Annotated in this window: 21 protein-coding genes; 10 read left to right on the forward strand and 11 right to left on the reverse strand. The window is 72.8% G+C overall.

Annotated elements, in window-relative coordinates; translation table 11 throughout:
• Nucleotides 1-113 precede the first annotated feature (113 nt).
• On the forward strand, nt 114-1,388 hold the full coding sequence (locus ACFY0P_RS07540) for a sulfite oxidase (RefSeq protein WP_388908379.1): 1,275 nt from the start codon (nt 114-116) through the stop codon (nt 1,386-1,388).
• A 50-nt stretch (nt 1,389-1,438) separates the two neighbouring features.
• Here ACFY0P_RS07540 and ACFY0P_RS07545 read toward each other — a convergent pair whose 3' ends face one another.
• The gene (locus ACFY0P_RS07545) at nt 1,439-1,927 is read right to left on the reverse strand and encodes a beta-class carbonic anhydrase (RefSeq protein ID WP_388908381.1); all 489 of its coding nucleotides are present in this window, start codon (nt 1,925-1,927) and stop codon (nt 1,439-1,441) included.
• A gap of 363 nt (nt 1,928-2,290) precedes the next feature.
• Between ACFY0P_RS07545 and ACFY0P_RS07550 the strand changes: the two genes are divergently transcribed.
• The 6 genes from ACFY0P_RS07550 to ACFY0P_RS07575 all read left to right on the forward strand — a co-directional run bounded on the left by ACFY0P_RS07550 (nt 2,291) and on the right by ACFY0P_RS07575 (nt 8,043).
• Nucleotides 2,291-3,070, forward strand: coding sequence for a hydroxyethylthiazole kinase (locus ACFY0P_RS07550; RefSeq protein WP_388908383.1), 780 nt, complete (start codon nt 2,291-2,293; stop codon nt 3,068-3,070).
• A gap of 46 nt (nt 3,071-3,116) precedes the next feature.
• The gene (locus ACFY0P_RS07555; RefSeq protein ID WP_388908384.1) at nt 3,117-4,502 is read left to right on the forward strand and encodes an LLM class flavin-dependent oxidoreductase; all 1,386 of its coding nucleotides are present in this window, start codon (nt 3,117-3,119) and stop codon (nt 4,500-4,502) included.
• Nucleotides 4,499-5,386 carry a sulfurtransferase gene (locus ACFY0P_RS07560; RefSeq protein WP_388908385.1) on the forward strand — a complete coding sequence of 296 codons (888 nt, stop codon included), beginning with the start codon at nt 4,499-4,501 and terminating at the stop codon, nt 5,384-5,386. Before ACFY0P_RS07555 ends, ACFY0P_RS07560 begins: the two co-directional genes overlap by 4 nt.
• 77 nt (nt 5,387-5,463) lie before the next feature.
• Nucleotides 5,464-6,120, forward strand: a complete 657-nt coding sequence (locus ACFY0P_RS07565) for a GntR family transcriptional regulator (protein WP_388908386.1) — start codon at nt 5,464-5,466, stop codon at nt 6,118-6,120.
• Between the two features lie 174 nt (nt 6,121-6,294).
• Nucleotides 6,295-7,575, forward strand: a complete 1,281-nt coding sequence (gene egtA / locus ACFY0P_RS07570; protein ID WP_388908387.1) for an ergothioneine biosynthesis glutamate--cysteine ligase EgtA — start codon at nt 6,295-6,297, stop codon at nt 7,573-7,575.
• A gap of 171 nt (nt 7,576-7,746) precedes the next feature.
• Nucleotides 7,747-8,043, forward strand: coding sequence for a hypothetical protein (locus tag ACFY0P_RS07575; protein WP_388908388.1), 297 nt, complete (start codon nt 7,747-7,749; stop codon nt 8,041-8,043).
• An 84-nt stretch (nt 8,044-8,127) separates the two neighbouring features.
• On the opposite strand, the gene ACFY0P_RS07580 is transcribed toward ACFY0P_RS07575, so the two are convergent.
• Nucleotides 8,128-9,528 carry an NtaA/DmoA family FMN-dependent monooxygenase gene (locus ACFY0P_RS07580; protein WP_388908389.1) on the reverse strand — a complete coding sequence of 467 codons (1,401 nt, stop codon included), beginning with the start codon at nt 9,526-9,528 and terminating at the stop codon, nt 8,128-8,130.
• Entirely contained in the window at nt 9,525-10,625 is a 1,101-nt protein-coding gene (locus tag ACFY0P_RS07585; protein ID WP_388908390.1) for an LLM class flavin-dependent oxidoreductase, read from the reverse strand. The genes ACFY0P_RS07580 and ACFY0P_RS07585 overlap by 4 nt, the downstream gene beginning before the upstream one ends.
• Before the next feature lie 506 nt (nt 10,626-11,131).
• Here ACFY0P_RS07585 and ACFY0P_RS07590 point away from each other — a divergent pair.
• Together ACFY0P_RS07590 and ACFY0P_RS07595 are read left to right on the forward strand one after the other, a co-directional pair.
• The gene (locus ACFY0P_RS07590; protein WP_388908391.1) at nt 11,132-11,569 is read left to right on the forward strand and encodes a glutaredoxin domain-containing protein; all 438 of its coding nucleotides are present in this window, start codon (nt 11,132-11,134) and stop codon (nt 11,567-11,569) included.
• 71 nt (nt 11,570-11,640) lie between these two features.
• Entirely contained in the window at nt 11,641-12,153 is a 513-nt protein-coding gene (locus ACFY0P_RS07595) for an AAA family ATPase (protein WP_388908392.1), read from the forward strand.
• 196 nt (nt 12,154-12,349) lie between these two features.
• On the opposite strand, the gene ACFY0P_RS07600 is transcribed toward ACFY0P_RS07595, so the two are convergent.
• From ACFY0P_RS07600 to ACFY0P_RS07635, 8 genes are read right to left on the reverse strand one after another with little or no spacing between them, the layout of a single operon-like run.
• Nucleotides 12,350-13,117: a ferredoxin reductase gene (locus tag ACFY0P_RS07600; RefSeq protein ID WP_388908393.1), complete on the reverse strand. Its 768-nt coding sequence runs from the start codon at nt 13,115-13,117 to the stop codon at nt 12,350-12,352.
• Entirely contained in the window at nt 13,110-13,721 is a 612-nt protein-coding gene (locus ACFY0P_RS07605) for a sulfite oxidase-like oxidoreductase (RefSeq protein WP_388908394.1), read from the reverse strand. The genes ACFY0P_RS07600 and ACFY0P_RS07605 overlap by 8 nt, the downstream gene beginning before the upstream one ends.
• Nucleotides 13,718-15,097 (reverse strand): amidohydrolase, encoded by a 1,380-nt coding sequence (locus tag ACFY0P_RS07610; protein WP_388908395.1) that lies wholly within the window; start codon nt 15,095-15,097, stop codon nt 13,718-13,720. The genes ACFY0P_RS07605 and ACFY0P_RS07610 overlap by 4 nt, the downstream gene beginning before the upstream one ends.
• Nucleotides 15,094-15,870 (reverse strand): nucleoside phosphorylase, encoded by a 777-nt coding sequence (locus tag ACFY0P_RS07615; protein ID WP_388908396.1) that lies wholly within the window; start codon nt 15,868-15,870, stop codon nt 15,094-15,096. Before ACFY0P_RS07615 ends, ACFY0P_RS07610 begins: the two co-directional genes overlap by 4 nt.
• Nucleotides 15,867-16,754, reverse strand: coding sequence for an ABC transporter permease (locus tag ACFY0P_RS07620; protein WP_388908397.1), 888 nt, complete (start codon nt 16,752-16,754; stop codon nt 15,867-15,869). Before ACFY0P_RS07620 ends, ACFY0P_RS07615 begins: the two co-directional genes overlap by 4 nt.
• The gene (locus tag ACFY0P_RS07625; RefSeq protein ID WP_388908398.1) at nt 16,754-17,830 is read right to left on the reverse strand and encodes an ABC transporter permease; all 1,077 of its coding nucleotides are present in this window, start codon (nt 17,828-17,830) and stop codon (nt 16,754-16,756) included. Before ACFY0P_RS07625 ends, ACFY0P_RS07620 begins: the two co-directional genes overlap by 1 nt.
• 1 nt (nt 17,831) lies before the next feature.
• The gene (locus tag ACFY0P_RS07630; protein ID WP_388908399.1) at nt 17,832-19,400 is read right to left on the reverse strand and encodes an ABC transporter ATP-binding protein; all 1,569 of its coding nucleotides are present in this window, start codon (nt 19,398-19,400) and stop codon (nt 17,832-17,834) included.
• The gene (locus ACFY0P_RS07635; protein ID WP_388908400.1) at nt 19,381-20,433 is read right to left on the reverse strand and encodes a BMP family ABC transporter substrate-binding protein; all 1,053 of its coding nucleotides are present in this window, start codon (nt 20,431-20,433) and stop codon (nt 19,381-19,383) included. Before ACFY0P_RS07635 ends, ACFY0P_RS07630 begins: the two co-directional genes overlap by 20 nt.
• A gap of 326 nt (nt 20,434-20,759) precedes the next feature.
• Between ACFY0P_RS07635 and mtnA the strand changes: the two genes are divergently transcribed.
• A complete protein-coding gene (gene mtnA / locus ACFY0P_RS07640; RefSeq protein WP_388908401.1) occupies nt 20,760-21,791 on the forward strand; it encodes an S-methyl-5-thioribose-1-phosphate isomerase in 1,032 nt (343 codons plus the stop codon).
• Nucleotides 21,792-21,798: the final 7 nt, after the last annotated feature.

A 21,798-nucleotide genomic window follows, 5' to 3' on the forward strand; every position in this document is an offset into this window, starting at 1 on the left:
TGTCAACCGCCGGTCAGGCCAGCCCAGTTGTGTGCGCTGCCGCCGAAGCCCGGACCCTGGTCCGCGACCGCCCCCTGCCGTGCTCCTTCGCCCCCTCATGACGAGGACCCGCCATGTCTGCTGCCACCCCCTCCGGTCACCGCCACGAAACCGCATACGACCGCCGAAGGCTGCGCCAGTGGCTCGCCGGTGAGGCCAGGGCCGACGGGGTCACCCGCCGCCGGCTGCTCACCCTGCTCGCCGCCACCGCCGCCGGGACCGCACTCGGGAGCCCCCGCTCCGCCCGCGCCGCCGTCGCCGGAATCGTCAAGCCGCTGCCGCCCGAGTGGTTCATCGAGCGCGGCACCAACGCCGAGACCCGCTGGGAGGCACTGCGCGGCATCGGCCACCACACCCCCAACGAGCTGTTCTTCGTGCGCAACCACACCGCCACCCCCGTCCTGGAGGCCGACGACTGGCGGCTGAGACTGTGGGGGAGCGGACTGCGCGGCAGCCCGGGCGAGGACCGGCCGGTGGAGTTCGGGTACGACGACCTGCGCGCCCTGCCGTCCGTCACCCGGACCGCCTTCGTCGAGTGCGCCGGCAACGGCCGCTCCTACTACACGACACAGCAGGGCGAGACCGTCACCGGCACCGCGTGGACCCTCGGCGCGATCGGGGTCGCACGCTGGCGCGGGGTGCGCCTCGCCGACGTGCTGCGCAGGGCCGGGCTCTCCCACGACGCCGTGGACGTGCAGCCGCGCGGCCTGGACGCCGAGTACGTCAGCGGCGGCGAGAGCCTCGGCCGGGTCCGCCGTCCACTGCCGTTGGCCAAGGCACTGGACGACGTACTGCTCGCCTACGAGATGAACGGTGAGCGGCTTCCGTACGACCACGGCCATCCGGTGCGGGTGCTGGTGCCCTCCTGGGTGGGGATCGCGTCGATCAAGTGGGTCGGCGACATCGAGGTGTCCGCCGAGCCGCTCTTCTCGCCCTGGAACACCACCTTCTACCGCCTGTTCGGCCCCTCCTACCCGGAGGGCGGCAGCGCACCGCTCACCCGGCAGGCGACGAAGAGCGCCTTCGAGCTCGCCGACGGTGCCACGTTCACGGCGGGGCACCGGCACGTACTGCACGGACGGTCGTGGTCGGGTGCGGGCGCCGTCACCCGGGTCGACATCAGCACCGACGGCGGGACGAGCTGGCGCCGTGCCCACCTGCGCGACCGGCCCCGCGCCGGTACCTGGACCCGCTGGACCCTCGACTGGCAGCCGGAGGAACCCGGCCCCACCCACCTGCTGGCCCGGGCCACCGACACCGCCGGCCGCACTCAGCCGGACACCGCCGTGCCCAACACACAGGGCTACCTGTTCGACGCGGTGGTACGGCATCCGGTGAGCGTGGTGTGACCGTTCGCCGGCCCACCTTCTGACCCGGCGACGTCCTCGGACCGCGACGCTCAGAGGACTTCGGAGAGCCTGCCCGTGGCCACGTCGAAGACGAAACCGCGGACGCGGTCCTTGTGCACGACGAAGGGGTCCGCCTTGATGCGCGCAATGGACTGCCGCACGTCCGTGTCCAGGTCGGCGAAGGCCTCGGCCGCCCAGAGCGGACGGATCCCGGTGTCCTTCTGGATCGCGTCCTTGAACCCGTCGTCGGTGAAGGTCAGCATGCCGCAGTCGGTGTGGTGGATGAGGATGATCTCCTCGGTGCCCAGCAGGCGCTGGCTGATGGCGAGCGAGCGGATCTCGTCCTGGGTGACCACACCGCCCGCGTTGCGGATGACGTGGGCCTCGCCGTCGTTCAGGCCAAGGAGCGCGTAGACGTTCAGCCGGGCGTCCATGCAGGCCACGACGGCGAGCTGCCGGGAGGGCGGCAGTGGGAGCGGGCCGGAGAAGGACTCCGCGTAACGGGCGTTGTTGGCCAGCAGTTCATCGGTCACGGACATGGCGGATCTCGGCTTCCTCTGGTGGGACGGGTGACGTGGGCGGGTGGTGGCACGATGCCCCCCGGATGTCCGGGGGAGCGGAGCACGGTCACGCGGCCCGGCTACAGAACCCGTCGAAGAGGTGGACGCGACGCGAGGGCCAGAAGCCCGTCAGCGTGGCGGCGAAAGTCACCATTTCTCCAGTGAACCGGCCGACGCTCCCTGCGGCAAGAGAATGGATGTTCGGTCACCTCCTGACGGCCGCGAGTATTGCGGCTCCGTGAAATGAAGATGTGCGGGCGGCGGAATCGACCCTTCTACTGCATACAGTTGCATGCACTTGCCCCCGCCGACCGCGTCCGAGAGCCACGGAGACACCCCGCCATGGAAGAACTGACCTGGGAGAGCCCCGAGATCGCCGACGGCATCGCCGCCATCCGGTCGGCGTCGCCCTTCGTCTACGGCCTGACCAACTACGTCGCCGCCAACCTGAGCGCGAACGTGCTCCTGGCCGTCGGCGCCGGACCCGCCATCGGCGCCGCGGCCGACTTCCCCACCGTCTTCCCGGCCGGTGCCGGCGGGGTGTGGATCAACACCGCGGCACTCATCAGCAACCCGGCCGAGCCCCTGGTCGACGCGGCACGCACCGCGCACGCGGCCGGCACGCCCTGGGTGCTGGACCCGGTCGCGGCCGGCGCGGGCGCCACCGAGTACGACGCCTTCGTGCAGGCCCTGCTCGACCACCGGCCCACGGTGATCCGCGGCAACGCCAGCGAACTCGTCGCGCTCGCCGGCGGCGCCAGCACCGGCAAGGGTGTCGAGACCACCCTCTCCTCGGCGGACGCGATAGGTGCCGTCGAGGAACTCGCCCGGCGGACCGGCGCCGTGGTCGCGGTCAGCGGCCCCACGGACTATCTGACCGACGGCACCCGCACCGTCGGCGTACCCGGCGGCGACGTCCGGCTGACCCAGGTCACCGGCGCCGGATGCAGCCTCGGCGCGCTGATCGCCGGTGCCCTGGCCGTCGTACCCGACCCGCTCACCGCCGCCGCCGTCGCCCATGTCGCCTTCGCCACCGCGGCCGAACGCGCGGGCGCCCGTACCACCGGCACCGGGTCCTTCGCCGTCGCGCTCCTGGACGAACTGTCCCTGCTGGGCACGTGACGGCGACGCCCGGCACGCACGCACCGCACGACACCTGGAGCACCCCTTGAGCACCACCCACGACCCGGCCGCCCCGCGCATGCACCTGGCCGCCTTCCTCAACGCCGGCCCGCAGGGCACCGCAGGCTGGCGACACCCCGACGCGGGCGACGGTTTCCTCACCGCCGCCCACTACACGCACATCGCCCGGGTCCTGGAGGACGCCGGATTCGACCTCGCCTTCGTGCCGGACTCCCTCGCGGTGCCCAGAAGCCTCGGCGACTCCTACGCCCCGGCGGTCACCTGGGGCACCGGCACCCCGCGCCTCGACCCGGTCCCGGTCATCACCCTGATGGCCGCCGCCACCCGGCACCTCGGCGTCGCCGCCACCGTCTCGACCGGCTACCAGGAGCCCTTCCACGTCGCCCGCGGCATGGCCACACTCGACCACCTCCTCGGCGGACGCGCCGGCTGGAACGTGGTCACCAGCTTCCAGGACGCCGAGGCCCAGAACTTCGGCCAGGACCGGCTGCCCGAACGGCAGGCCCGGTACGCCCGAGCCGAGGAGTTCCTCGAAGTCACCGCCCGGCTCTGGGACAGCTGGGCCGACGACACGATCGTCGCCGACAAGGAGAGCGGGGTCTTCGGCCGCTCCGACACCGTGCGGGCGCTGGACCACCGGGGCGAACACTTCGCCGTGCGCGGCCCGTTGAGCGTGCCGCGCCCGCCCCAGGGCTATCCGGTGATCATCCAGGCCGGTGCCTCCCCGGCCGGCCGCGACTTCGCCGCCCGCTGGGCCGACGTCGTCTTCTGCAGCCACGAGTCACTGGAGTCGGCCGTCGCCTTCTACGCCGACGTCAAGGCCCGCGCCGCCGCCCGGGGCCGCGACCCGGAGCAGCTCAAGATCCTGCCGGCCGCGACCACCGTGGTGGGCGCCGACCTGCGCGACGCCCTCGCCAAGCACGAGTCGTTCACCGAACTCGTCCACCCCGAGGCGGGGTTGTCCCGGCTCGCCTACCACGTCGACGTCGACCTCACCCGCTACGACCTCGACGGCCCTCTGCCCTCCCTCGACGAGGTCGGCGTCGAGGGCCACTACCGGGAGGTCGTCGAGTTCGCCGAGCGGGAGAAGCTGAGTGTGCGCGAGATCGGCCGCTGGTACGGGGCCCGTACCGAGGGCGACATGATCGGCTCCGCGTCGGACATCGCCGACACGATGGAACTGTGGCTGGACAGCGGCGCGGCGGACGGCTTCATGATCCAGGCCACCCATGTGCCCGCCGCCTTCGAGGAGTTCGCCGCCCACGTGGTACCCGAACTGCGCCGCCGCGGCCTCGTGCGCACCGGCTACGCGGGCGCCACCCTGCGCGAGAACCTGGGACTCGCCCGGCCGGAACGCGGCGAGTGGCGCAACCGCGCCGCGTCCACGGCGGCGGCGGGGGAGCGGCCATGACATCCGGCACGAGCGCCCTCGTCGACGCCGCCTGGCTGCGCGACCGGCTCGGCGAGGTGGTCCTCCTCGACGCCACCGTGGACCGGCACACCGGTCCCGACGGCGGCAAGGTCTTCGTCAGCGGGCTCGGCCTCCACACCGAACGCCGTATCCCCGGCGCCCACTTCGCCGACCTGATGGAGGGTTTGTCCGATCCCGCCGCTCCTTTCCCCTTCACTTGCCCGTCCCCGTCCCGGATCGCCTCCCACGCCCGCGACCTCGGCATCCGCGAGGACTCCACCGTGGTCGTCTACGACCGGCTCACCGGTGCCTGGGCGGCCCGCGTGTGGTGGGTGCTGCGCACCGCCGGGATCACCCGCGTCCGTGTCCTCAACGGCGGCCTCACCGCCTGGGAGGCGGCCGGACTGGCGGTCACCGACGGCCGCGAACCCGCCCCCGCCCCCGGGGACGTCGTCGCGCGCCCGGCCGGTGACGGCTTCGTGGGGCTGGACCGCATGAAGCGGATCGCCGACGGAAGCGACCCCACCCCGGCGGTCTGCGCCCTGCGCCGTACGGAGTACCTGGGCACGCCCGAGCGGCCGCGTTCCGGCCACATACCGCGCACGACCAGCCTGCCGTACGCCGACCTGCTCGGCCCCGACAACACCCTCGCCCACGAGCGGACCGCACGCCTCGCCGGCGCCCACGGGATCCGGGCCGGCAACGGCACCGTGCTCTACTGCGGCGGGGCGATCAACGCGGCAGGGCTCGCCCTGGCCCTGCACGAGATCGGCATCGACGACGTGCTGCTGTACGACGGCTCGCTCTCGGAGTGGCGGGCCGACCCGGCGCTGCCGCTGGTCCTCGGCCCGGAGCCGGACGACGCCGCCGAGGGCCGGGGCTGACCACGGCCCCGGGCATCGGGCATGATCCGGGGCAGCCCGCGAACCGTTTCGCGGGCCGCCCCGCGACGAGGAAACGGATGAAGAGCACAAGGGACACGATCTACGACGAGCTGAGGCACCGGCTCACCGCCGGCCGGTACCCGCAGGACGCCTCCCTGGTCCCGCTGGCGCTGAGCGAGGAGTTCGCGGTGTCGCGCACGCCGGTCCGCGAGGCCCTGGCGCTGCTGGAGCGCGACGGACTCCTGGTGAGCACCCGGCGTGGTTTCGCCGTACGGCAACGCTCCGACGAGGAGATGCTCGAACTCTTCGAGCTGCGCGCCGTGCTGGACGCCCTGCTCGCCTCCTCGGCGGCGGGCCGTCGCAGCCCGGTGGACCTGGCCCGGCTCGACGCCCTGCTGGAGCACGCCGGGACCCTGGACGATCCCGGCCAGATCCGCCGCAGCCTCAACGAGTGGCACGACACGGTACGCGCCGCCGCCCACAACACCACCGTCTCCGCCCTGCTGCACACCGTCGACGCCCAGGTGAAGACCAGCGCACCGTGGCAGACCAGCACGGTCGACGACACCTTCGGCGCGACCCTCGCCGAACACCGGGCGATCACCGAGGCGATCCGGGAAGGGGACGCCGAGACGGCCCGGCTGCGCATGCTGGAGCACCACGAACACGACCGGGACACGCGCATCCGGCAGAAGGTGCGCCGGGACACCGGCGGCGGGCCCCCGTCGGGCTGAGGACGGCCCGGGACCTTCCGAGTCGCCCGTTACGGGGTGCCGCATGCCCAGTCGTCTGGAAAGTGCGCTCTTGTCATGACAGGGCAGGACGGCGGACTCTTGCAGCAGGCACAGCGGTACGCGTACCGGACGTCGGATCCCCGACGACCCTGAGGCGGCTCGGGAGGCTCCCGGATGTCGGTTTCACCGGAGTGCGGCGTTGACGGCCCCGCCGTCACCGAACAACAGGCGGAGGCGCTGGTCGAGGGAGTCTGTTTCAAGACGGGCCCGCCGCGCAGCGTCGGTGTCGAAGTGGAATGGCTCGTCCACCGGGAGCGTGCGCCGCACGAGTCCGTGGGCCGGGAAGAGCTGGCAGCCGCCCACGCCGACCTGCGCACCCTCCCGCTGACGTCCGGGCTGAGTGTCGAGCCCGGCGGTCAGGTGGAACTGAGTTCCCGGCCGACCCCGTCGCTGGCCGCATGTGTCTCGGAGGTCTCCGCCGATCTCGATGCGGTGCGCACCGCACTGCGCGGGCACGGCCTGGCCCTGGCCGGCCTGGGCGTCGATCCCTGGCAGCGGCCGCGCCGTTTCCTGCGGGAGCGGCGGTACGACGCGATGGAGGCCTGCCTCGACCGTACGGGCCCGGCGGGGCGCACCCTGATGTGCACGTCGGCCTCCGTCCAGGTGTGCCTCGACGCCGGACGGGAGGAGCCCGGGGTCATGGGGTTCGCGCGCCGCTGGTGGCTGGCGCACCACCTGGGTGCGGTGCTGGTCGCGGTGTTCGCGAACTCGCCCATGGCCGAGGGCCGTGCCACGGGCTGGCTGTCCACCCGGCAGCTGATGTGGACGGAACTCGATCCGGGACGGGCCGGCGGGCCGTCCCTGGCTCACGATCCGCGGCACGCCTGGGTCCGGCGGGTCCTCGACGCACCGGTGATGTGCGTGCGACGGGACGGCCCCTGGGAGGTGCCGGACGGAGTGAGCTTCCGCGAGTGGACCCGCTCGCGCACCATGCGCCCGCCGACCCACGCGGACCTCGAGTATCACATCAGCACACTGTTTCCGCCGGTCAGGCCACGCGGACACCTGGAACTGCGCATGATCGACGCACAGCCCGGCGACGACGGGTGGATCGTGCCGCTCGCCGTGGTCACGGCCCTGTTCGACGACCCGGGTGCCGCCGCCCTCGCGAACCGGGCCGTGGCGCCCCTGGCCGAGCGGGGCGCCGGGACCCCCGCGCCGCACAATCCGCTGTGGACCGCCGCGGCACGCCACGGGCTCGCCGACCCGGAACTCAGGCGTGCCGCCGTGACCTGTTTCGCCGCGGCGCTGGACGCCCTGCCGCGACTGGGCGCGAGCACCGGCGTCGTGGACGCCGTCGCGGCCTACGCCGACCGCTACGTCGCACGCGGCCGCTGCCCGGCCGACGACGTCCTCGACCGCGAGGCGTCCGCGCGGCTCCGAGCGGAATGGTGAGCTGCGCCCTGCTGTTGCTCCAGGAGAGTGCGGGGACGTCAAGTTCGGCGAGCCCGACGGCCCCGGCGGCGGCGCCCCGGCCGCGAGCGCCATCGGGGTGGACCTGGTGCTGGACCCCGTCGGCGGGCCGGTGCGGCGCGCGAGCCTGGAGGTGCTGGCGCCCTTCGGCGGGTGGTCGTCTACGGGGATCTCGGACGTGACGCCGACTGGACGGCGGACGTCTGGGACCTGTGGAAGAACAACCGGACCCTCGCCGGGTACAACATCGGTGACGTCGCCCGCCGTTCCCCCGCCGCCATCGGCCGGTACCTGTCCACGGCCCTGTCCGCGCTCGCGTCCGGAGAGCTGGCCTCCGTCCCCCCGGCCGTCGTTCCGGCGACGGAGGCCGTCGAGGTCCACCGTCGCCACGAGGCCGGGCGGACCCACGGGAAGACCGTGCTCGCCTTCGCAGGGCCCGAGGCCGGCTGAGCAGGGCGGAGCGTGCCCCCGCCGCGCCGACGGACCGGCACCCGGTGCCGGTCCGTCGGCGGCGCGGTCCAGTCGCCGAAGTGCTCAGCCCGCCTGGCGTCGCTCCCGCGCGGACCGGTGGGTGAGAGGTTCGCGCAGGCCGAGGTGTTCGCGCAGGGTGGTGCCGGTGTACTCGGTGCGGTAGACGCCGCGTTCCTGGAGCTCTGGGACGAGCAGGTCGACGATGTCGTCGAGGCCGTCGGGGATCAGGTACGGCGTGACGTTGAAGCCGTCGAGCGCGCCGTGCCGCACGAAGTGGGCGAACTTGTCGGCCAGGCCGGACGGGGTGCCGACGTGGCCGCGCTGCGGGCCGAGCGCGATGACGGTCTCGCGCAGCGACCAGCCGTGCGCCTGTGCCTTCGCCCGCCATTCGGCGACCACCGCACGCGGGTCGGCGATGCGCCGGGCCCCGAAGGAGCCGTCGTTCTCGGCGACGACCGGGTCTTCCGCGGGTAGCGGCCCGTCGGCGTCGCGGTCGGACAGATCGATGCCCCACACCAGCCCGGCGATCCCCAACGCCGTGGCCGGGGTGACCTGCTGGAGCCGGATCCAGCGCTTCTTCTCCTGGGCCTCCTCCTCGGTGGCGCCGATGATGATCTCGGTGCCGGGCAGGATCCGCAGGTCGTCGTCGGCCCGTCCGACCGCGCGCAGCCGGGTGCGGATGTCCTTGGCGAAGGCCAGTGCGTCGTCGAAGTCGTTGCCGTGTGCGGAGAAGATGACGTCGGCGTTGCGGGCGGCGAAGTCGCGTCCCTCGCCGGAGTCGCCGGCCTGGAAGATGACCGGGTGGCCCTGGGCGCTGCGCGGCAGGGTGGGGGCGAGGTCGACGTCGAACTGCGCGCCCTGGTGGCGCACCCGGCGTACGGCACCGGGTACCGACCAGGCGGGAGCGTCCACGGACGTGGCGACCGCCTGGTCGTCCCAGCCGTCCCACAGGGCGCGGGCCACGGTGAGGAACTCCTCGGCGCGCCGGTAGCGGTCGGCGTGGTCGAGGTAGCCGCCGCGGCGGAAGTTGGCGCCGGTCCAGGCGTTGTCTGTGGTCACCACGTTCCAGCCGGCCCGGCCTTCGGAGAGCAGGTCGAGGCCGGAGAGGCGGCGGGCGAGGTCCGCGGGTTCGTTGAAGGTGGAGTTGGAGGTGGAGACCAGGCCGATCCGGCGGGTGACCGCGGCCAGCGCCGCGAGCTGGGTGATGGCGTCCGGCCGGCCGGCCACGTCGAGGTCGTGGATGCGGCCGTCGACCTCGCGCAGCCGCAGCCCCTCGCCGAGGAAGAACGCGTCGAACAGGCCCCGTTCGGCGGTCTGGGCCACCCGGCGGAAGGAGGCCGGGTCGATCTGCGAGCCGCTGTCGGGGGCGGACCAGATGGTCCAGTGGTTGACGCCCTGGAAGAACACACCGAAGTGCAGCTGGGCGTGCGGCCGGGGGACGTCGAGGGGGTCGGTGCGGGTCATCGGGTCTCCTCCAGGACGGCCGCGGCCGCGAAACGGTTGGCGGGGCGCTCCAGACCGAGGGCCGAGCGCAGCGACGTGCCCGGCAGCGGGCGGGCGACGAGCCGCCGTGCGGACAGCGCCGGCAGGACGAGACGGGAGAGGACGGGCAGGTCCTCGTCCAGTACGAGGGGATGCAGCCGCACCCCGTCCACGTGACGGCTCAACTCCTCGAGAGCAGCGACCAGTCCGTCCGCGGAACCAACGTGCCGCAGCCGTCCCCGGTCGGTCCAGGACGCGTACCGTTCCAGGTCGGCGACGCGCTCGGCGCCGGTCGCGTCCGGTGTGTCCAGCGCGACCTCGACCTCGGCGAAGACCCGAGGCGTACCCGCGGCCGCGGCGGCCGTGGCGATCGCCGCGGGGTCGCGGCCCTCGATCAGGGCGACGTCGAGTTGCGCGGCGGGCACCACCTCCGGCCGTCCCAGGACGACGAGCTGTCCCTGCGGGGGGCGCGGCACGATCGCCGGGCCCTTGACGGCGTAGGTCTCCCCGGTGAAGTCGATGTAGTGCAGGCGGTCGCGGTCGAGGTAGCGGCTGGTGGCCACGGACCGGATGACCGCGTCGTCCTCCCACGAGTCCCACAGGGCGCGGGCCACCTCGATCCCGTCCTGGGACTCCCGGGCCCGGGCGTCGGCGTCGGCGACCAGGGGGCGCCCCCAGACCCGGGCTGCCTCGGGATGGTCCTCCTCCGTCACCACCCACCCGGCGCGGCCGGCGGAGATGTGGTCCAGGGACGCCAACTGGCTGGAGACATGGAAGGGTTCGGCATACGTGACCGGGACGGCGGGCGCGATCCCGATCGTGCTCGTGGACGCCGCGACGAAGGCCGCCCGCTCCACCGCCCCGATCCGGCCGACGGGATCGGGTGCGGCACCGGGCGGCAGCACCCCGTCGTCCAGGGTGATCAGGGTGAACCCGGCGTTCTCGGCCACGGCGGCGAGTCCGGAGGCACGGCGTGGGGTGAGCAACTGGTCGGGGGAGTGGGCGGCGCGGCGCCAGGCCGCGGGGTGGGCGCCGTCACCGTCGAGCTCGACGGCGAGGTGCAGGGCGGGGCCGGACAATGGATGTTCCTTCCGGGAAACACGGGAACTCGGAGCCACGGGCACGGGGCACGGGGCCACGGTGGAAAAAGCCGGGCGAGGCCACGGCGTGAGGGGGACCGACGCGACGGGCCGGCAGGGATCAGCGGCGCGCGGAAGGACAGACGGCGGAGCAGGTGCGGCAGTAGTCGACATACCGACGCACGATCAGTCGCACGCCACAGCGCCCACCTCGCGGTGCCGCGCCGGATACGTGCATCAAGGGCCTCCACCCGTCAGAAACCGATCGGTTCACCGTACGTCGCCCGCGCCCACAGGTGTCAAGAACAAGCGACGAGGCCCACACCGCTGTCACCGTTCCCTCAGCTGGTGACCCGCCTGGTCGTCTTACCGGCGCCACAGCGGTTGGCGGGTCGGCGACGGCCGGAGCGCACGATCAGACAAAGGCCGGCCTCAGCGTCCGGCGAACACCCGGCTGAGCGGCCTGGTTCGAGGAGCACTCCGAATCGTCGATAGCCTGCGTCACCATGATGCGTGCCTGGATCCTGCCGATACTGTTCGTGCTCTGCGGCGCAGCCCTCGCGACCGGGCTGAGCTCCAAGGGGAGCCCCGGCACAGCCGCGGCACTCCTGCTGATGTTCCTGGTCCTCGCCGGAGTGAACTCGCCCCTGGTCTTCCCGAGGTCGATCGGCGCACTGGAGGCGCAACGCCGCAGCGCGGCCGACGGCCGGCCGGTCGTCTTCTGGCGGCCGGGCTGCACGTACTGCATGCGACTGCGTATCCGGCTGGGCCGCAGCGCCCGCCAGGCGCACTGGGTCAACATCTGGCGAGACCCGGCAGGAGCCGCAGCCGTGCGGGCGGCCAACGACGGTAACGAGACCGTGCCGACCGTCGTCGTGGCGGGCCGGACTCACACCAACCCCGATCCCGAATGGGTGCGCGAACAGTTCTCCCCGTCCGCTTGACCAGAAACCGCGCAGTACGGTTCGCGGTCACCGGTTCGCACGGAACCGAACGGCTCCGGCAGGATGAGCGCATGCTCATCGTGATCGGCGGACTGCCCGGCACGGGCAAGACCACCCTGGCGCGGCTACTGGCCGCCCGCATCGACGCGGTTCACCTGCGCATCGACACCATCGAACAGGGCATCGTCCGCTCCGGCCTGGCACAGCACCCCGTCGGACCGGCCGGCTACGTCATCGGATACGCCCTGGCCGAGGAACATCTCCGGCAAGGACTCACCGTGATCGCCGAATCGGTGAATCCCCTGGCTGTCACCCGCGACAGCTGGCAAAGCGTGGGGATCCGGACGGCCGTTGACGTCGTTGAAGTCGAGGTCGTCTGCTCGGACCCGGCCGAACACCGGGACCGCGTGACCACTCGATCGATCGACATACCTGACCTGCCACGGCCCGACTGGCAGCAGGTTCTCCACCGCGACTACGAGCCGTGGAACCGGGATCACATCGTCATCGACACAGCCGGCCAGGCCCCGCAAGAGTCACTCGCCTTGCTCCTCAACCGTCTTGAGCACCCCGGCGGACGCTGAGCAGAGCCGGGACGGTCTGCTTCGTCTTCGTCGGCTGCCGTGCAGGCAGGAGGCGGCCGTCGAGCAGTGCGCGGAAGGAGCGGTGCTCGTCCCGAGTGGTCGTGCGTGGGCCATGGCCAGGTCGGCCAGTTGCTCGGGCTCGTAGACGTTGTGGCGCTGCTGGTAGTACTCCCCCCGCACCTTCCGGAGTCCGGTGTCAGCCGAAGCGCTCGACGCGGATGCGGTGCACGGGCTGGCCCAGCCCGGCGAGCAGCCGGGAGGCGTGCTCGGCGAAGCCGTTGGAGCCGCAGACGTACGCCTCCCAGCCCCCGGCGGGCGGCCGCGCCAGGTACGGCTCCAGGTGGGCGGCCGAGAGACGGCCGGGCCGTACTCCAGGCGGGCCCGCACGGGTGAAGACGGGAGTGGTCTCGGCCCCGTACTCGTCCGCGTAGATCAGGTCCTCTGGGGTGCGTGCCGAGACCAGCAGGCGCACCGGGACGCTCAGCCGGCGCAGGCGGTGGTCGCGGACCATGGACATCAGCGGTACGACGCCGGAGCCGGCGCCGAGCAGCAGGGCCGGCCGGTCGCCGGGCCAGGCGAAGAACCCGCTGAGCGGGCCGCGTACCTCGACGGTGTCGCCGGGGCGCGCCACCGTGTGGAACCAGCCGGACACCTCGCCGCCCTCGACATGGTCGAGGGTCAGCTCGACGTGGCCGCTGTCGCCGGGCGCCGACGCGATGGAGTAGTGGCGCTGCGCGACGTACCCGTCGGCGGCCGTCAGACGCAGCATCAGATGCTGGCCGGGCAGGTGGCCCGCCCAGCCGGGCACGGCGAACCGGAACGTCGAGGCGCGCGGTGTCTCGCGGCGGACCTCGACGAGGCGGGCCGGCCGCCAGGCGGCCGCGGCGCGGTTGCTCACGGCGATCCGTCCCGGCACGGCGAACCGGGTCGGGGGAGCGAAGGTCTCGGGCGCGCTGTCAGTCACCGGCGTACCGCTCCTCGTTCCAGGGGTTTCCGCGGGCGTGGTAGCCGTTCTGCTCCCAGAAGCCCGGCTCGTCGTGGTCGAGGAGGCGCAGCCCCGCGACCCACTTGACGCTCTTCCAGAAGTACAGGTGGGGCACCACGAGCCGTGCCGGGCCCCCGTGTCCGGGGTCCAGCGGCTCGCCGCCGAACTCCCAGACGATCCACGCGCGTCCGCCCGTCAGGTCGGACAGCGGCAGGTTCGTGGTGTATCCGGTGTGCGCGTACGCGACGGCATGCGTGGCCGAGGAGTGCGGGCGGGCGAGGTCCAGGAAGGTGTCCAGGGACACCCCGCCGAACCTCACCCCGAACTTCGACCAGCTGGTGACGCAGTGGATGTCCCCCTCGTACACGGACCGAGGCAGCGTGTGCGCCTCGTCCCACGACCAGGTGCGCTCCTCGGCCACCAGGCCGTCGACGCGGAACGTCCAGTCCGCGGGCGTGAGATCGGGGGTGACCTCGGCGGACAGCACGGGCCAGGAGTCCCCCGCGTCGTACTGGCCGGGCGGCAGCCGTGGATCGCGGTCGGCGGCGCGCGAGCGTCCGGTGAAGCCCCGGGTGACGGTCATGCCAGGACCTCCAGGTCGGACCCTGTGCCCGGGTCCGGGCGTGCCTCTGGACCGGACGGTGCGTCCGTGCCGGATCGTGCGTCCAGGTCTGACAGGGCCTTCAGGGCCGCGGCCTCGTCGAGGGTGGTGAGCGTGCGGTCGCGCATCAGCACCCGTCCGTCGACGACCGTGTCCCGTACGTCGGAGGAGTGGGCGGCGTAGGCGAGCATCGACCACACGTCGTGGCGCGGGGTGAGATGGGGCCTGTCGAGGTCCAGCACGATCAGGTCCGCGCGCTTGCCCGGTTCCAGGGAGCCCAGCTGTCCGTCGAGGCCGAGCGCGCGGGCGCCCTCGATCGTCGCCATGCGTACGGCCTGCTCGGCGCCGACCGCCGTGGGGTCGCCGCCCGCCTTGTGCACGAGCGCGGCCTGCCGCACCGCTCCCAGCAGGTCGAGGGTGTTGGAGCTGACCGCGCCGTCGGTACCGAGCCCGACGGTCACGCCCGCACTGAGCAGCCGCGGTACGGGAGCGATGCCGCAGCCGAGCTTGAGGTTCGACACCGGGCAGTGGGCGACCGAGGTGCCGGTGCGGGCCAGCGCCACGATCTCGGGTCCCGTCAGTTCCACGGCGTGGGCGAGCAGCAGGTCGGGCCCGAGCAGTCCCAGCGAGTCCAGCAGCTCCACGGGGCGCCTGCCGTGGGCCACCTCGACCGTGGCGACCTCGATGGCGTTCTCCGCGGCATGGATGTGCAGCAGCGCGCCGAACTCCCGGGCCAGCGCGGCGATCTCCGTCAGCTGCTCCGGGGAGAGGGTGTAGGTGGAGTGCGCGAAGAGGACGGGCCGGGTGCCGGGCCCGGCGCGGCGCGCCGCCAGATCGCGGCGGGCCCAGTCGAGGCGGTCCTCGTAGGCGATGCCGTCGGCCGGCTCCGGTACGTCCATGAAGGTGGGGCCGGTGTGCAGCCGCCAGCCCGTCTCCCGCGCGGCGTGCTCGGCGGCCTCGTGGAACCAGTACATGTCCAGGGCGGAGGTCACACCCGCCCGCACGCTCTCGGCGACCGCCACGCGGACCGCCGCGGCCACGTTCTCCGGCGACAGCAGCTCGCCCTCCCAGCGGATCACCCGTTCCAGGAAGCCCTGCAGTGTCACGTCGTCGGCGCGGCCGCGCAGCAGGGTCATCGCCAGGTGTGTGTGGGTGTTGACGAGGCCGGGCATGACCAGGCAGCCGGTCGCGTCGAGGGTGTCGGCGGCTGCGTACCGGGCACGCAGTTCCTCCGTGGGGCCGACGGCGAGGATCTCGCCGTCCCGGACGGCTACTGCCCCGTCGCGTACGACGGTGCCGGCGTCGTCGACCGCGAGGACGTCACCGCCGTGCACGAGGAGGTCGGCAGGGACGGTCACGCCTGATCCCCTTCCAGGGCAAACTCCTCCGCCAGGAGCCGCAGGGCCTCCAGAGAGACGACGGCGCCGCGCTCCACGCCCCGCACCACGACCTCGCGGTGGGGGTCGTAGTGGCCCGTCGACAAAGGTGCCCCCTCGTCGACCAGTTCGTCCGCGTTCGCGCCGTCCACCACGAGCACGCCGCCCGCGACGAGCCCGCGCAGCGAGGCGGTCACCAGCAGCGCCGAAAGCTCCATCTCGATCGCGGCGAGCCCGGCCCTGTCGTACGCGTTCAGCGGCAGCAGGCCCGGCTGGAAGGCGGCCCGGGTCCAAACGATGCCCCGGTGGTGCGGGGCGCCCTGCTCGCGTGCGGCGCGCCGGAGCGCGAACACCGCCTCGGGGGCGCACACGGCCGGGTACTCGGGGGGCAGCAGCTGCTGGGTCACGCCGTCGTCGCGCACGGCCGCCTCCGCTATCACGAGGTCTCCGTCCTCGATCCCGGGCTTCATCGCGCCCGCGGTGCCGAACCGCAGGAGCGTGCGGACACCGGCGTCCGCCAGCTCCTGGAAGAGCAGGATCGCGCCCGGCGCGCCCACGCCATGCGAGGCGACGGTGACCGGCAGGCCTTTCCAACTCCCGCCGAACACCCGGTATTCGCGGTGGTACGAGATCTCCTCGGCCCCTTCCAGCAGCGAGGCGACAGCCGCCGCGCGCGCCGGGTCGCCCACCACCAGGGCGCGGGGCGGCAGGCCGGTGCGGGGTATGCGGGTGACGGGCAGCAGGTCGTTGGTCATGAGGCGACTCCGGAAGGGTCGGTGGAACGGGTGGTACGCGGGGTACGGCCACGTCGCCGCGCCGTGGTGAGGAACAGGGCACCGAGAGTCACGACGTAGGGCGCGGCGTCGGTGGCCTGCTGGGGCAGGCCGAGGCCCTGGAGGCGGAAGCCCGCTGCCTCCGCGACGCCGAACAGCAGCGCGGCGAGCAGCACGCCGAGAGGCATGGCACGGCCGAGCATGACGGCCACGACGGCGATCCAGCCACGGCCGGCCGTCATGTTCGCGGAGAACAACGTGACGTTGCCGAGGGCGAGCTGAGCTCCGGCGAGCCCGGACAGCACCCCGGACAGGAGGACCGCCGCGTACTTGTGGCGGGCCGGGCTCACCCCGAGCGTCGCCGCGGCGTCCGGAGCCTCGCCGACACCGCGCAGCCGCAGCCCCCACACGTGCCGGGACAGCAGCACTGCGGCGACCACGACGGCGGCCCACGCCAGATACGTCAGGGGCGAGAAGCCTCCGACGAGCGGGAGCCCGGCGAGGCTCGGGTCGTCGAAGGTGCCCTGCACCCCGAAGACCGTACGGAGCAGGAAGCTGGTCAGGCCCGCGGCGAGGAGGTTCATGGCCACCCCGAGGACCACCGCGTCCCCGCGCAGCGTGACCGCGCCCACGGCGAGGACGAGCGAGTACGCTGCGGAGGCGAGAGCGGCCGCCAGCACGCCGAGCCACGCGCTGCCGGTGAACCAGCTGGTGGAAACGGCGGTGAAGCAGCCCACCAGCATCAGACCTTCCAGGCTGATGTTGAAGACGCCGGCGCGCTCGCACAGCGCGCCGCCGAGCGCGGCCAGCAGGATCGGGGTGAGCGCGCGCAGCACGGACATGACGAAGTCGGAGTCGAAGAACATCAGGCCGGCTCCCCCTGGGCGACAGGCTCCCGGCCGGCTGCTGCCGAGCGTCTGCGCGGGAAGTGCAGCCGGGCCGCGAGGAAGACGATGACGATGGCCTGCAGCACCTGGGTCAGCTCGCGCGGCACCTCCGTGGTGCGCTCCATGGCGAGCCCGCCGACCTGGAGCACGGCGAAGAAGAACGACGCGAGGACCGTGCCCAGCGGGGCGGCCGACGCGAGGAGCGCGGCGGTCAGACCCGTCCAGGTGTAGCCGGGCGAGGTGAGTGAGCCGTCGAGGAACCGGTACGGGAAGCTCAGCACGCCGATCGCGCCCACGAGCCCGGCCAGCGCCCCCGAAGCCGTCAACAGACGCAGCGTAAGGCCCTTGCGGTCCACGCCCGCGTACGCGGAGAAGCGGGAGTTGAGACCGGTCATCCGGATCTCGTAGCCGGTGGCCGTACGGGAGTCGGTGAACCAGTACACGGCGGCGGCCAGCACCACCAGCAGCAGGCCCACCGTCACGGTCGACGAGCCGAAGACCGGCAGCGCCACGCCCCCGGGGAGCCGTCGTGTCTGCGGCAGGCTGGAGCCGGGCTCCTTGAGCGGATAGCGCACCAGATAGGAAGCCAGGCTGACCGCCGGATAGCTGAGCAGCAGGCTGCTCACCAGGAGCGGAACCCCGAGGTGGTTCTCGCACAGCGCCGCGAGGGCGGCGTACGCGCCGCCGGCCGCCATCCCGGCTAGCAGGGCGAGCACCACGGTGAGGGACGGGGGCAGCGGCGAGTACAGCCCGGTGACGGCGGCGGCGATCCCGCCCAGCACCATCTGCCCGTCTCCACCGAGGTTGATGAGCCCGGCGCGCAGCGGGACGGCCAGTGCGAGCGCCATGCCCAGCACGCTGGTGAGGGTGCTCAGCGTCGCGCCGATCCCGTCGGCCCCGAGCGATCCGGTGATGACGGCGCCGTACGCCGCGAACGGATCGGCACCGGTGCCGAGGAGGAACAGCGCGCCGATGACGACTCCGGCGAGGAGGGAGAAGGTGACGGGGGAGCGCAGCGCCTTCGATGCCCACGTCAAGTCCGGTGTGCGAGGCATGTCAGTCTCCGTCTCCGTCCTGCACGGCGCCGGTCCGCTGCGCGGTGCCGCCGGCCATCGCCAGGCCGAGCGTGCGCTCGTCCAGCTCGTCCTTCGGGTACGCGGCCGTGACCCGGCCCTCGTACATCACCAGAACCCGGTCCGAGAGCCCGCGGATCTCGCTGAGCTCGGCCGAGACCAGCAGGACGGCGTGGCCCGCGTCGCGGTAGGCGACGAGCTGGTCGTGGATGTTCTGGATGGCGCCGATGTCGACGCCACGGGTGGGCTGTTCGACCAGCAGCAGCGGCGCGTCGTGGGCGAGTTCGCGTCCGAGCAGCAGCTTCTGCAGGTTGCCGCCGGAGAGCGTCGCCGCGGGCAGTCCGGGCGTGGACACCTTGATGCCGAAGCGCTCGACGAGACGCCGTGCGTGGGCGCCTACGGCCGACGGTGGCAGCAGGCCGTGCCGGGAGGACAGCGCCGTGCGGTGATGGCCCATCGCCAGGTTGTCCGCGACGGACGCGGCGGGTGCGGTGCCCACCGTGTGCCGGTCCTCGGGTACGTAGGCGAGGCCCGCGGCGCGATGGCCGGCCGCCGAGGCGTGGGTGACGTCCTGTCCGCAGAGGGTGACCCGGCCGGCGCTGACCGGCCGCAGTCCGGCCAGGGCCTCGACGAGCTCGCTCTGGCCGTTGCCCGCGACGCCCGCGACACCGACGATCTCGCCCGCCCGGACCGTCAGGTCGACGTCGTGTACGGCGTCGCCCGCGCTCAGCCCGGCGACGTCGAGCACGACATCCCCGAGGGGGCCGGGCGCGTGCACGCGGTCCAGTTCCACCGAGCGGCCGGTCATCGCCGCCGCGATCTCCTCGGCGGTGGTCCCACGGGTACGCAGCCGGGCGGCCACCCGGCCGTCGCGCAGCACCGTGACGTTGTCGCTGACGTCCAGCACCTCGCGCAGCTTGTGCGTCACGAGAATCACCGTGCGGCCCTGTGCGGCGAGGGACTTGAGCACGGCGAACAGGGCGTCGGCCTCGGCCGGCGTGAGCACCGCGGTCGGTTCGTCGAGGATGAGGACGCGGGCGCCGCGGTGGAGCAGTTTGAGAATCTCGACGCGCTGCCGCAGCCCCACCGGCAGGTCGCCGACGCGGGCGTCCGGCTCCACGAAGAGGCCGTGTTCCTCGGCGAGTTCGCGTACGCGGCTGCGCGCGGCGGCCCGGTCCACGAACCCGAACCGGCGCGGCTCGGCCGCGTAGACGACGTTCTCGGCGACGGTCAGCGAGCCGAACAGCTTGAAGCTCTGGTGGACCATGCCGAGCCCGGCGGCCATCGCGTCCCCCGGGTCGTCGAAGGACACCTCGCGCCCGTCGATGCGTACGGAACCGGCGTCGGGCCGTTCCATCCCGTAGAGCACCGACATCAGCGTGGACTTGCCCGCGCCGTTCTCACCCATCAGGGCGTGGATCTCGCCGCGGCCAACGGTCAGGTCGACGGCGTCGTTGGCGAGCGTGCCGGGGTACCGCTTCGTGATGCCCCGGAGTTCGACGGCCGGGGCCTCGACGGCCCCGGCCGGCCGGTCACTTGGCTGCGGGGTCATCGACCGTCAGCTCACCGGAGACTATCTGGTCACGCAGCGCCCTGACCTTCGTCAGGACGTCCTTGTGCTGGGCGATCACGCACTTGGACGAGTCGACGCCGTCCTCCAGCCCCGTCAGGCTGATGCCGCCCTCCTTGAGGCCGTACGACACGGTCGTACCCGTCCTGCCGCCCAGGACCGCCTCGACGCCCTTCTCCACGGCGACGTCCGTGCGCTTGATCACGTTGTCGACGACGGTGCCGGGGGCCGACGGGCACTGGTTGACGTCGACGCCGTACGCGAAGGCGCCCTTGGCCTTCGCGGCCTCGAAGACGCCGTAGTTGCCGGCCGCGGCGGCGGCCATGATCTGGTCGTAGTCCTTGGACAGCAGCGTGTTCGCCTGCTCCTTGGCGCGCGCGGAGTCGTCGAAGGGGGACTGGCCGCCGACGAAGCGGGTGGACGTCCCGGTCTTCGCGGCGACCTTCTTCGCACCGGCCGCGAACGGGTCGCTGTAGCGGCGGAACTGGGGCGTGTCGAGCACGTCCACCGCGCCGACCTTGCCCGACTTGCTGAGCAGACCCGCCTCGGCGCCCGCGAGGTAGACGCCCTCGTGCTCGCGGAAGACCGCGCAACTGACGTTCTCGTACGTCTTGGTGGTGCAGGCGTCGACCATCAGGAACTGCTGCTTCGGGTTCTTCTCGGCCTGCTGCGCGACGATGTCGGCGAACTCGAAGCCGACCAGCACGATGACGTCCGGCTTGGCGTCGACGGCGGCCTGCACGTTCTGCTGCTGGGAGGCGGTGTCCGTGGACTCGTAGACCTTCGAGGTCCCGCCGTGCTGCTTCGCGGCGTCCTTGATGCCGTTGACGGCCAGCTTGAGGAACTCGTTCTCCCCGACGGAGTCCGGTGTGACGAGGGTGAAGGACTTGCCGCTGCTGCCCGCGGAGGCGGACGTGCCGTCCTTCTTGGCGGCCGCGTTGCAGGCGGTGGCGAGGAGGACGGTGCCGGCGGCGAGCGCGGTCAGCTGGAGGGCACGGCGGTGTCTGCGGTGCATCGGGGACCTTCCGGATACGGCAAGGCGCGCTCGGCGGTGGGCGCGTGAGAGTGGGTGATCGGGCGACGATGTGCTGAGGGGGGGAAGGCTCAGCAGGGACAGCAGTCGCCGGTGCAGCGGCCGAAGTCGAGGAACAGACGCCGGGTGAGCAGGGGCATGTGTCCTCCTTCGTCGTCTCGGTCCGCGGAATGGGGGTATCGGCCCGTGGAATGCGGGTGCTGGACTGTAACACCCGGATCCGGCCAACCGCCCATCCGTCTCGAACTGTGGTTCTCCCAGGTCATGTACGGTGGCAAGCGCTGTCAGAACATCAGGAGTGTCCCGATATGTCCAAGGAACTGCGTGCCGTCGACTGGACGGGAATCGGCCTCACGCTCATAGACCAGACCCGGCTGCCGCATCACACCGAGACGGTGGACGTCCGGGATGTGGACACGTTGGTGGACGCGATCCAGCGGCTCGTGGTGCGCGGCGCACCCGCGATCGGAGCGGCGGGCGCCTACGGAGTCGCCCTCGCCCTGCTCGAAGGTGAGCGGAAGGGCTGGAGCGAGGCACAGGTACGCAAGGCCGTGGCCCGCATCCGCGAGGCCCGCCCGACCGCGGTCAACCTGATGGTGTGTGTGGACCGGGTCATGGCCCGCTTCGCCGAGGGCCTCGGTGCCGTGCTGGAAGAAGCCGCCGCCGTCCAGCGCGAGGACGTCGAGGCCAACCGCGCGATGGGCGAGTACGGCGCCGACTGGCTGCTGAAGAAGGTCGGCGGGGACCGGCCGCTGCGGATCCTCACCCACTGCAACACGGGCGCGCTCGCGACGGCCGGCTGGGGCACGGCGCTCGGCGTCATCCGTGAACTCCACGCGCGTGGACGCCTGGAGGTCGTCCACGCCGACGAGACGCGCCCCCTGCTCCAGGGCTCCCGGCTGACCGCCTGGGAACTCGTCCAGGAGGGCATCCCGCACTACGTCCAGGCCGACGCGGCCGCCGCCGGGACCATTCTGCGCGGCGAGGTCGACGCGGCGGTCGTCGGCGCCGACCGGATCGCGGCCAACGGCGACACGGCGAACAAGGTGGGCACGGTGGGAGTGGCCCTCGCGTGCGCGTACGCCGGGATCCCGTTCCTGGTGGCGGCACCGACGACCACGGTCGACCTGTCGACGCCGACCGGCGACGACATCCACATCGAACTCCGCGGCGAGGACGAGGTGCTGGAGTGGGCGGGCGTCCGCACCGCTCCGGCCGAGTCGCGCGGCCACAACCCGGCGTTCGACGTGACGCCGGGCCGGCTGGTGACGGGTCTGGCGACCGAGCGGGGCGTGCTGGAGGTGGCGGCGGGGGAGCTGCCGGGGGACCGCCTGCGCTGAACAGGCC

The organism is Streptomyces sp. NPDC001714 (assembly GCF_042892755.1).
GTDB lineage: Bacteria > Actinomycetota > Actinomycetes > Streptomycetales > Streptomycetaceae > Streptomyces.

What these genes read in the sequence shown, in the direction of transcription:
- ACFY0P_RS07620 (WP_388908397.1), bottom strand. Translation starts at nt 16,754, where the DNA reads ATGTTCTTCGACTCCGACTTCGTCATGTCCGTGCTGCGCGCGCTCACC.
- ACFY0P_RS07580 (WP_388908389.1), bottom strand. Translation starts at nt 9,528, where the DNA reads ATGACCCGCACCGACCCCCTCGACGTCCCCCGGCCGCACGCCCAGCTG.
- ACFY0P_RS07635 (WP_388908400.1), bottom strand. Translation starts at nt 20,433, where the DNA reads ATGCACCGCAGACACCGCCGTGCCCTCCAGCTGACCGCGCTCGCCGCC.
- ACFY0P_RS07565 (WP_388908386.1), top strand. Translation starts at nt 5,464, where the DNA reads ATGAAGAGCACAAGGGACACGATCTACGACGAGCTGAGGCACCGGCTC.
- ACFY0P_RS07560 (WP_388908385.1), top strand. Translation starts at nt 4,499, where the DNA reads ATGACATCCGGCACGAGCGCCCTCGTCGACGCCGCCTGGCTGCGCGAC.
- ACFY0P_RS07605 (WP_388908394.1), bottom strand. Translation starts at nt 13,721, where the DNA reads ATGACCGTCACCCGGGGCTTCACCGGACGCTCGCGCGCCGCCGACCGC.
- ACFY0P_RS07625 (WP_388908398.1), bottom strand. Translation starts at nt 17,830, where the DNA reads ATGCCTCGCACACCGGACTTGACGTGGGCATCGAAGGCGCTGCGCTCC.
- ACFY0P_RS07595 (WP_388908392.1), top strand. Translation starts at nt 11,641, where the DNA reads ATGCTCATCGTGATCGGCGGACTGCCCGGCACGGGCAAGACCACCCTG.
- egtA (WP_388908387.1), top strand. Translation starts at nt 6,295, where the DNA reads ATGTCGGTTTCACCGGAGTGCGGCGTTGACGGCCCCGCCGTCACCGAA.
- ACFY0P_RS07550 (WP_388908383.1), top strand. Translation starts at nt 2,291, where the DNA reads ATGGAAGAACTGACCTGGGAGAGCCCCGAGATCGCCGACGGCATCGCC.
- mtnA (WP_388908401.1), top strand. Translation starts at nt 20,760, where the DNA reads ATGTCCAAGGAACTGCGTGCCGTCGACTGGACGGGAATCGGCCTCACG.
- ACFY0P_RS07545 (WP_388908381.1), bottom strand. Translation starts at nt 1,927, where the DNA reads ATGTCCGTGACCGATGAACTGCTGGCCAACAACGCCCGTTACGCGGAG.
- ACFY0P_RS07540 (WP_388908379.1), top strand. Translation starts at nt 114, where the DNA reads ATGTCTGCTGCCACCCCCTCCGGTCACCGCCACGAAACCGCATACGAC.
- ACFY0P_RS07615 (WP_388908396.1), bottom strand. Translation starts at nt 15,870, where the DNA reads ATGACCAACGACCTGCTGCCCGTCACCCGCATACCCCGCACCGGCCTG.
- ACFY0P_RS07590 (WP_388908391.1), top strand. Translation starts at nt 11,132, where the DNA reads ATGATGCGTGCCTGGATCCTGCCGATACTGTTCGTGCTCTGCGGCGCA.
- ACFY0P_RS07630 (WP_388908399.1), bottom strand. Translation starts at nt 19,400, where the DNA reads ATGACCCCGCAGCCAAGTGACCGGCCGGCCGGGGCCGTCGAGGCCCCG.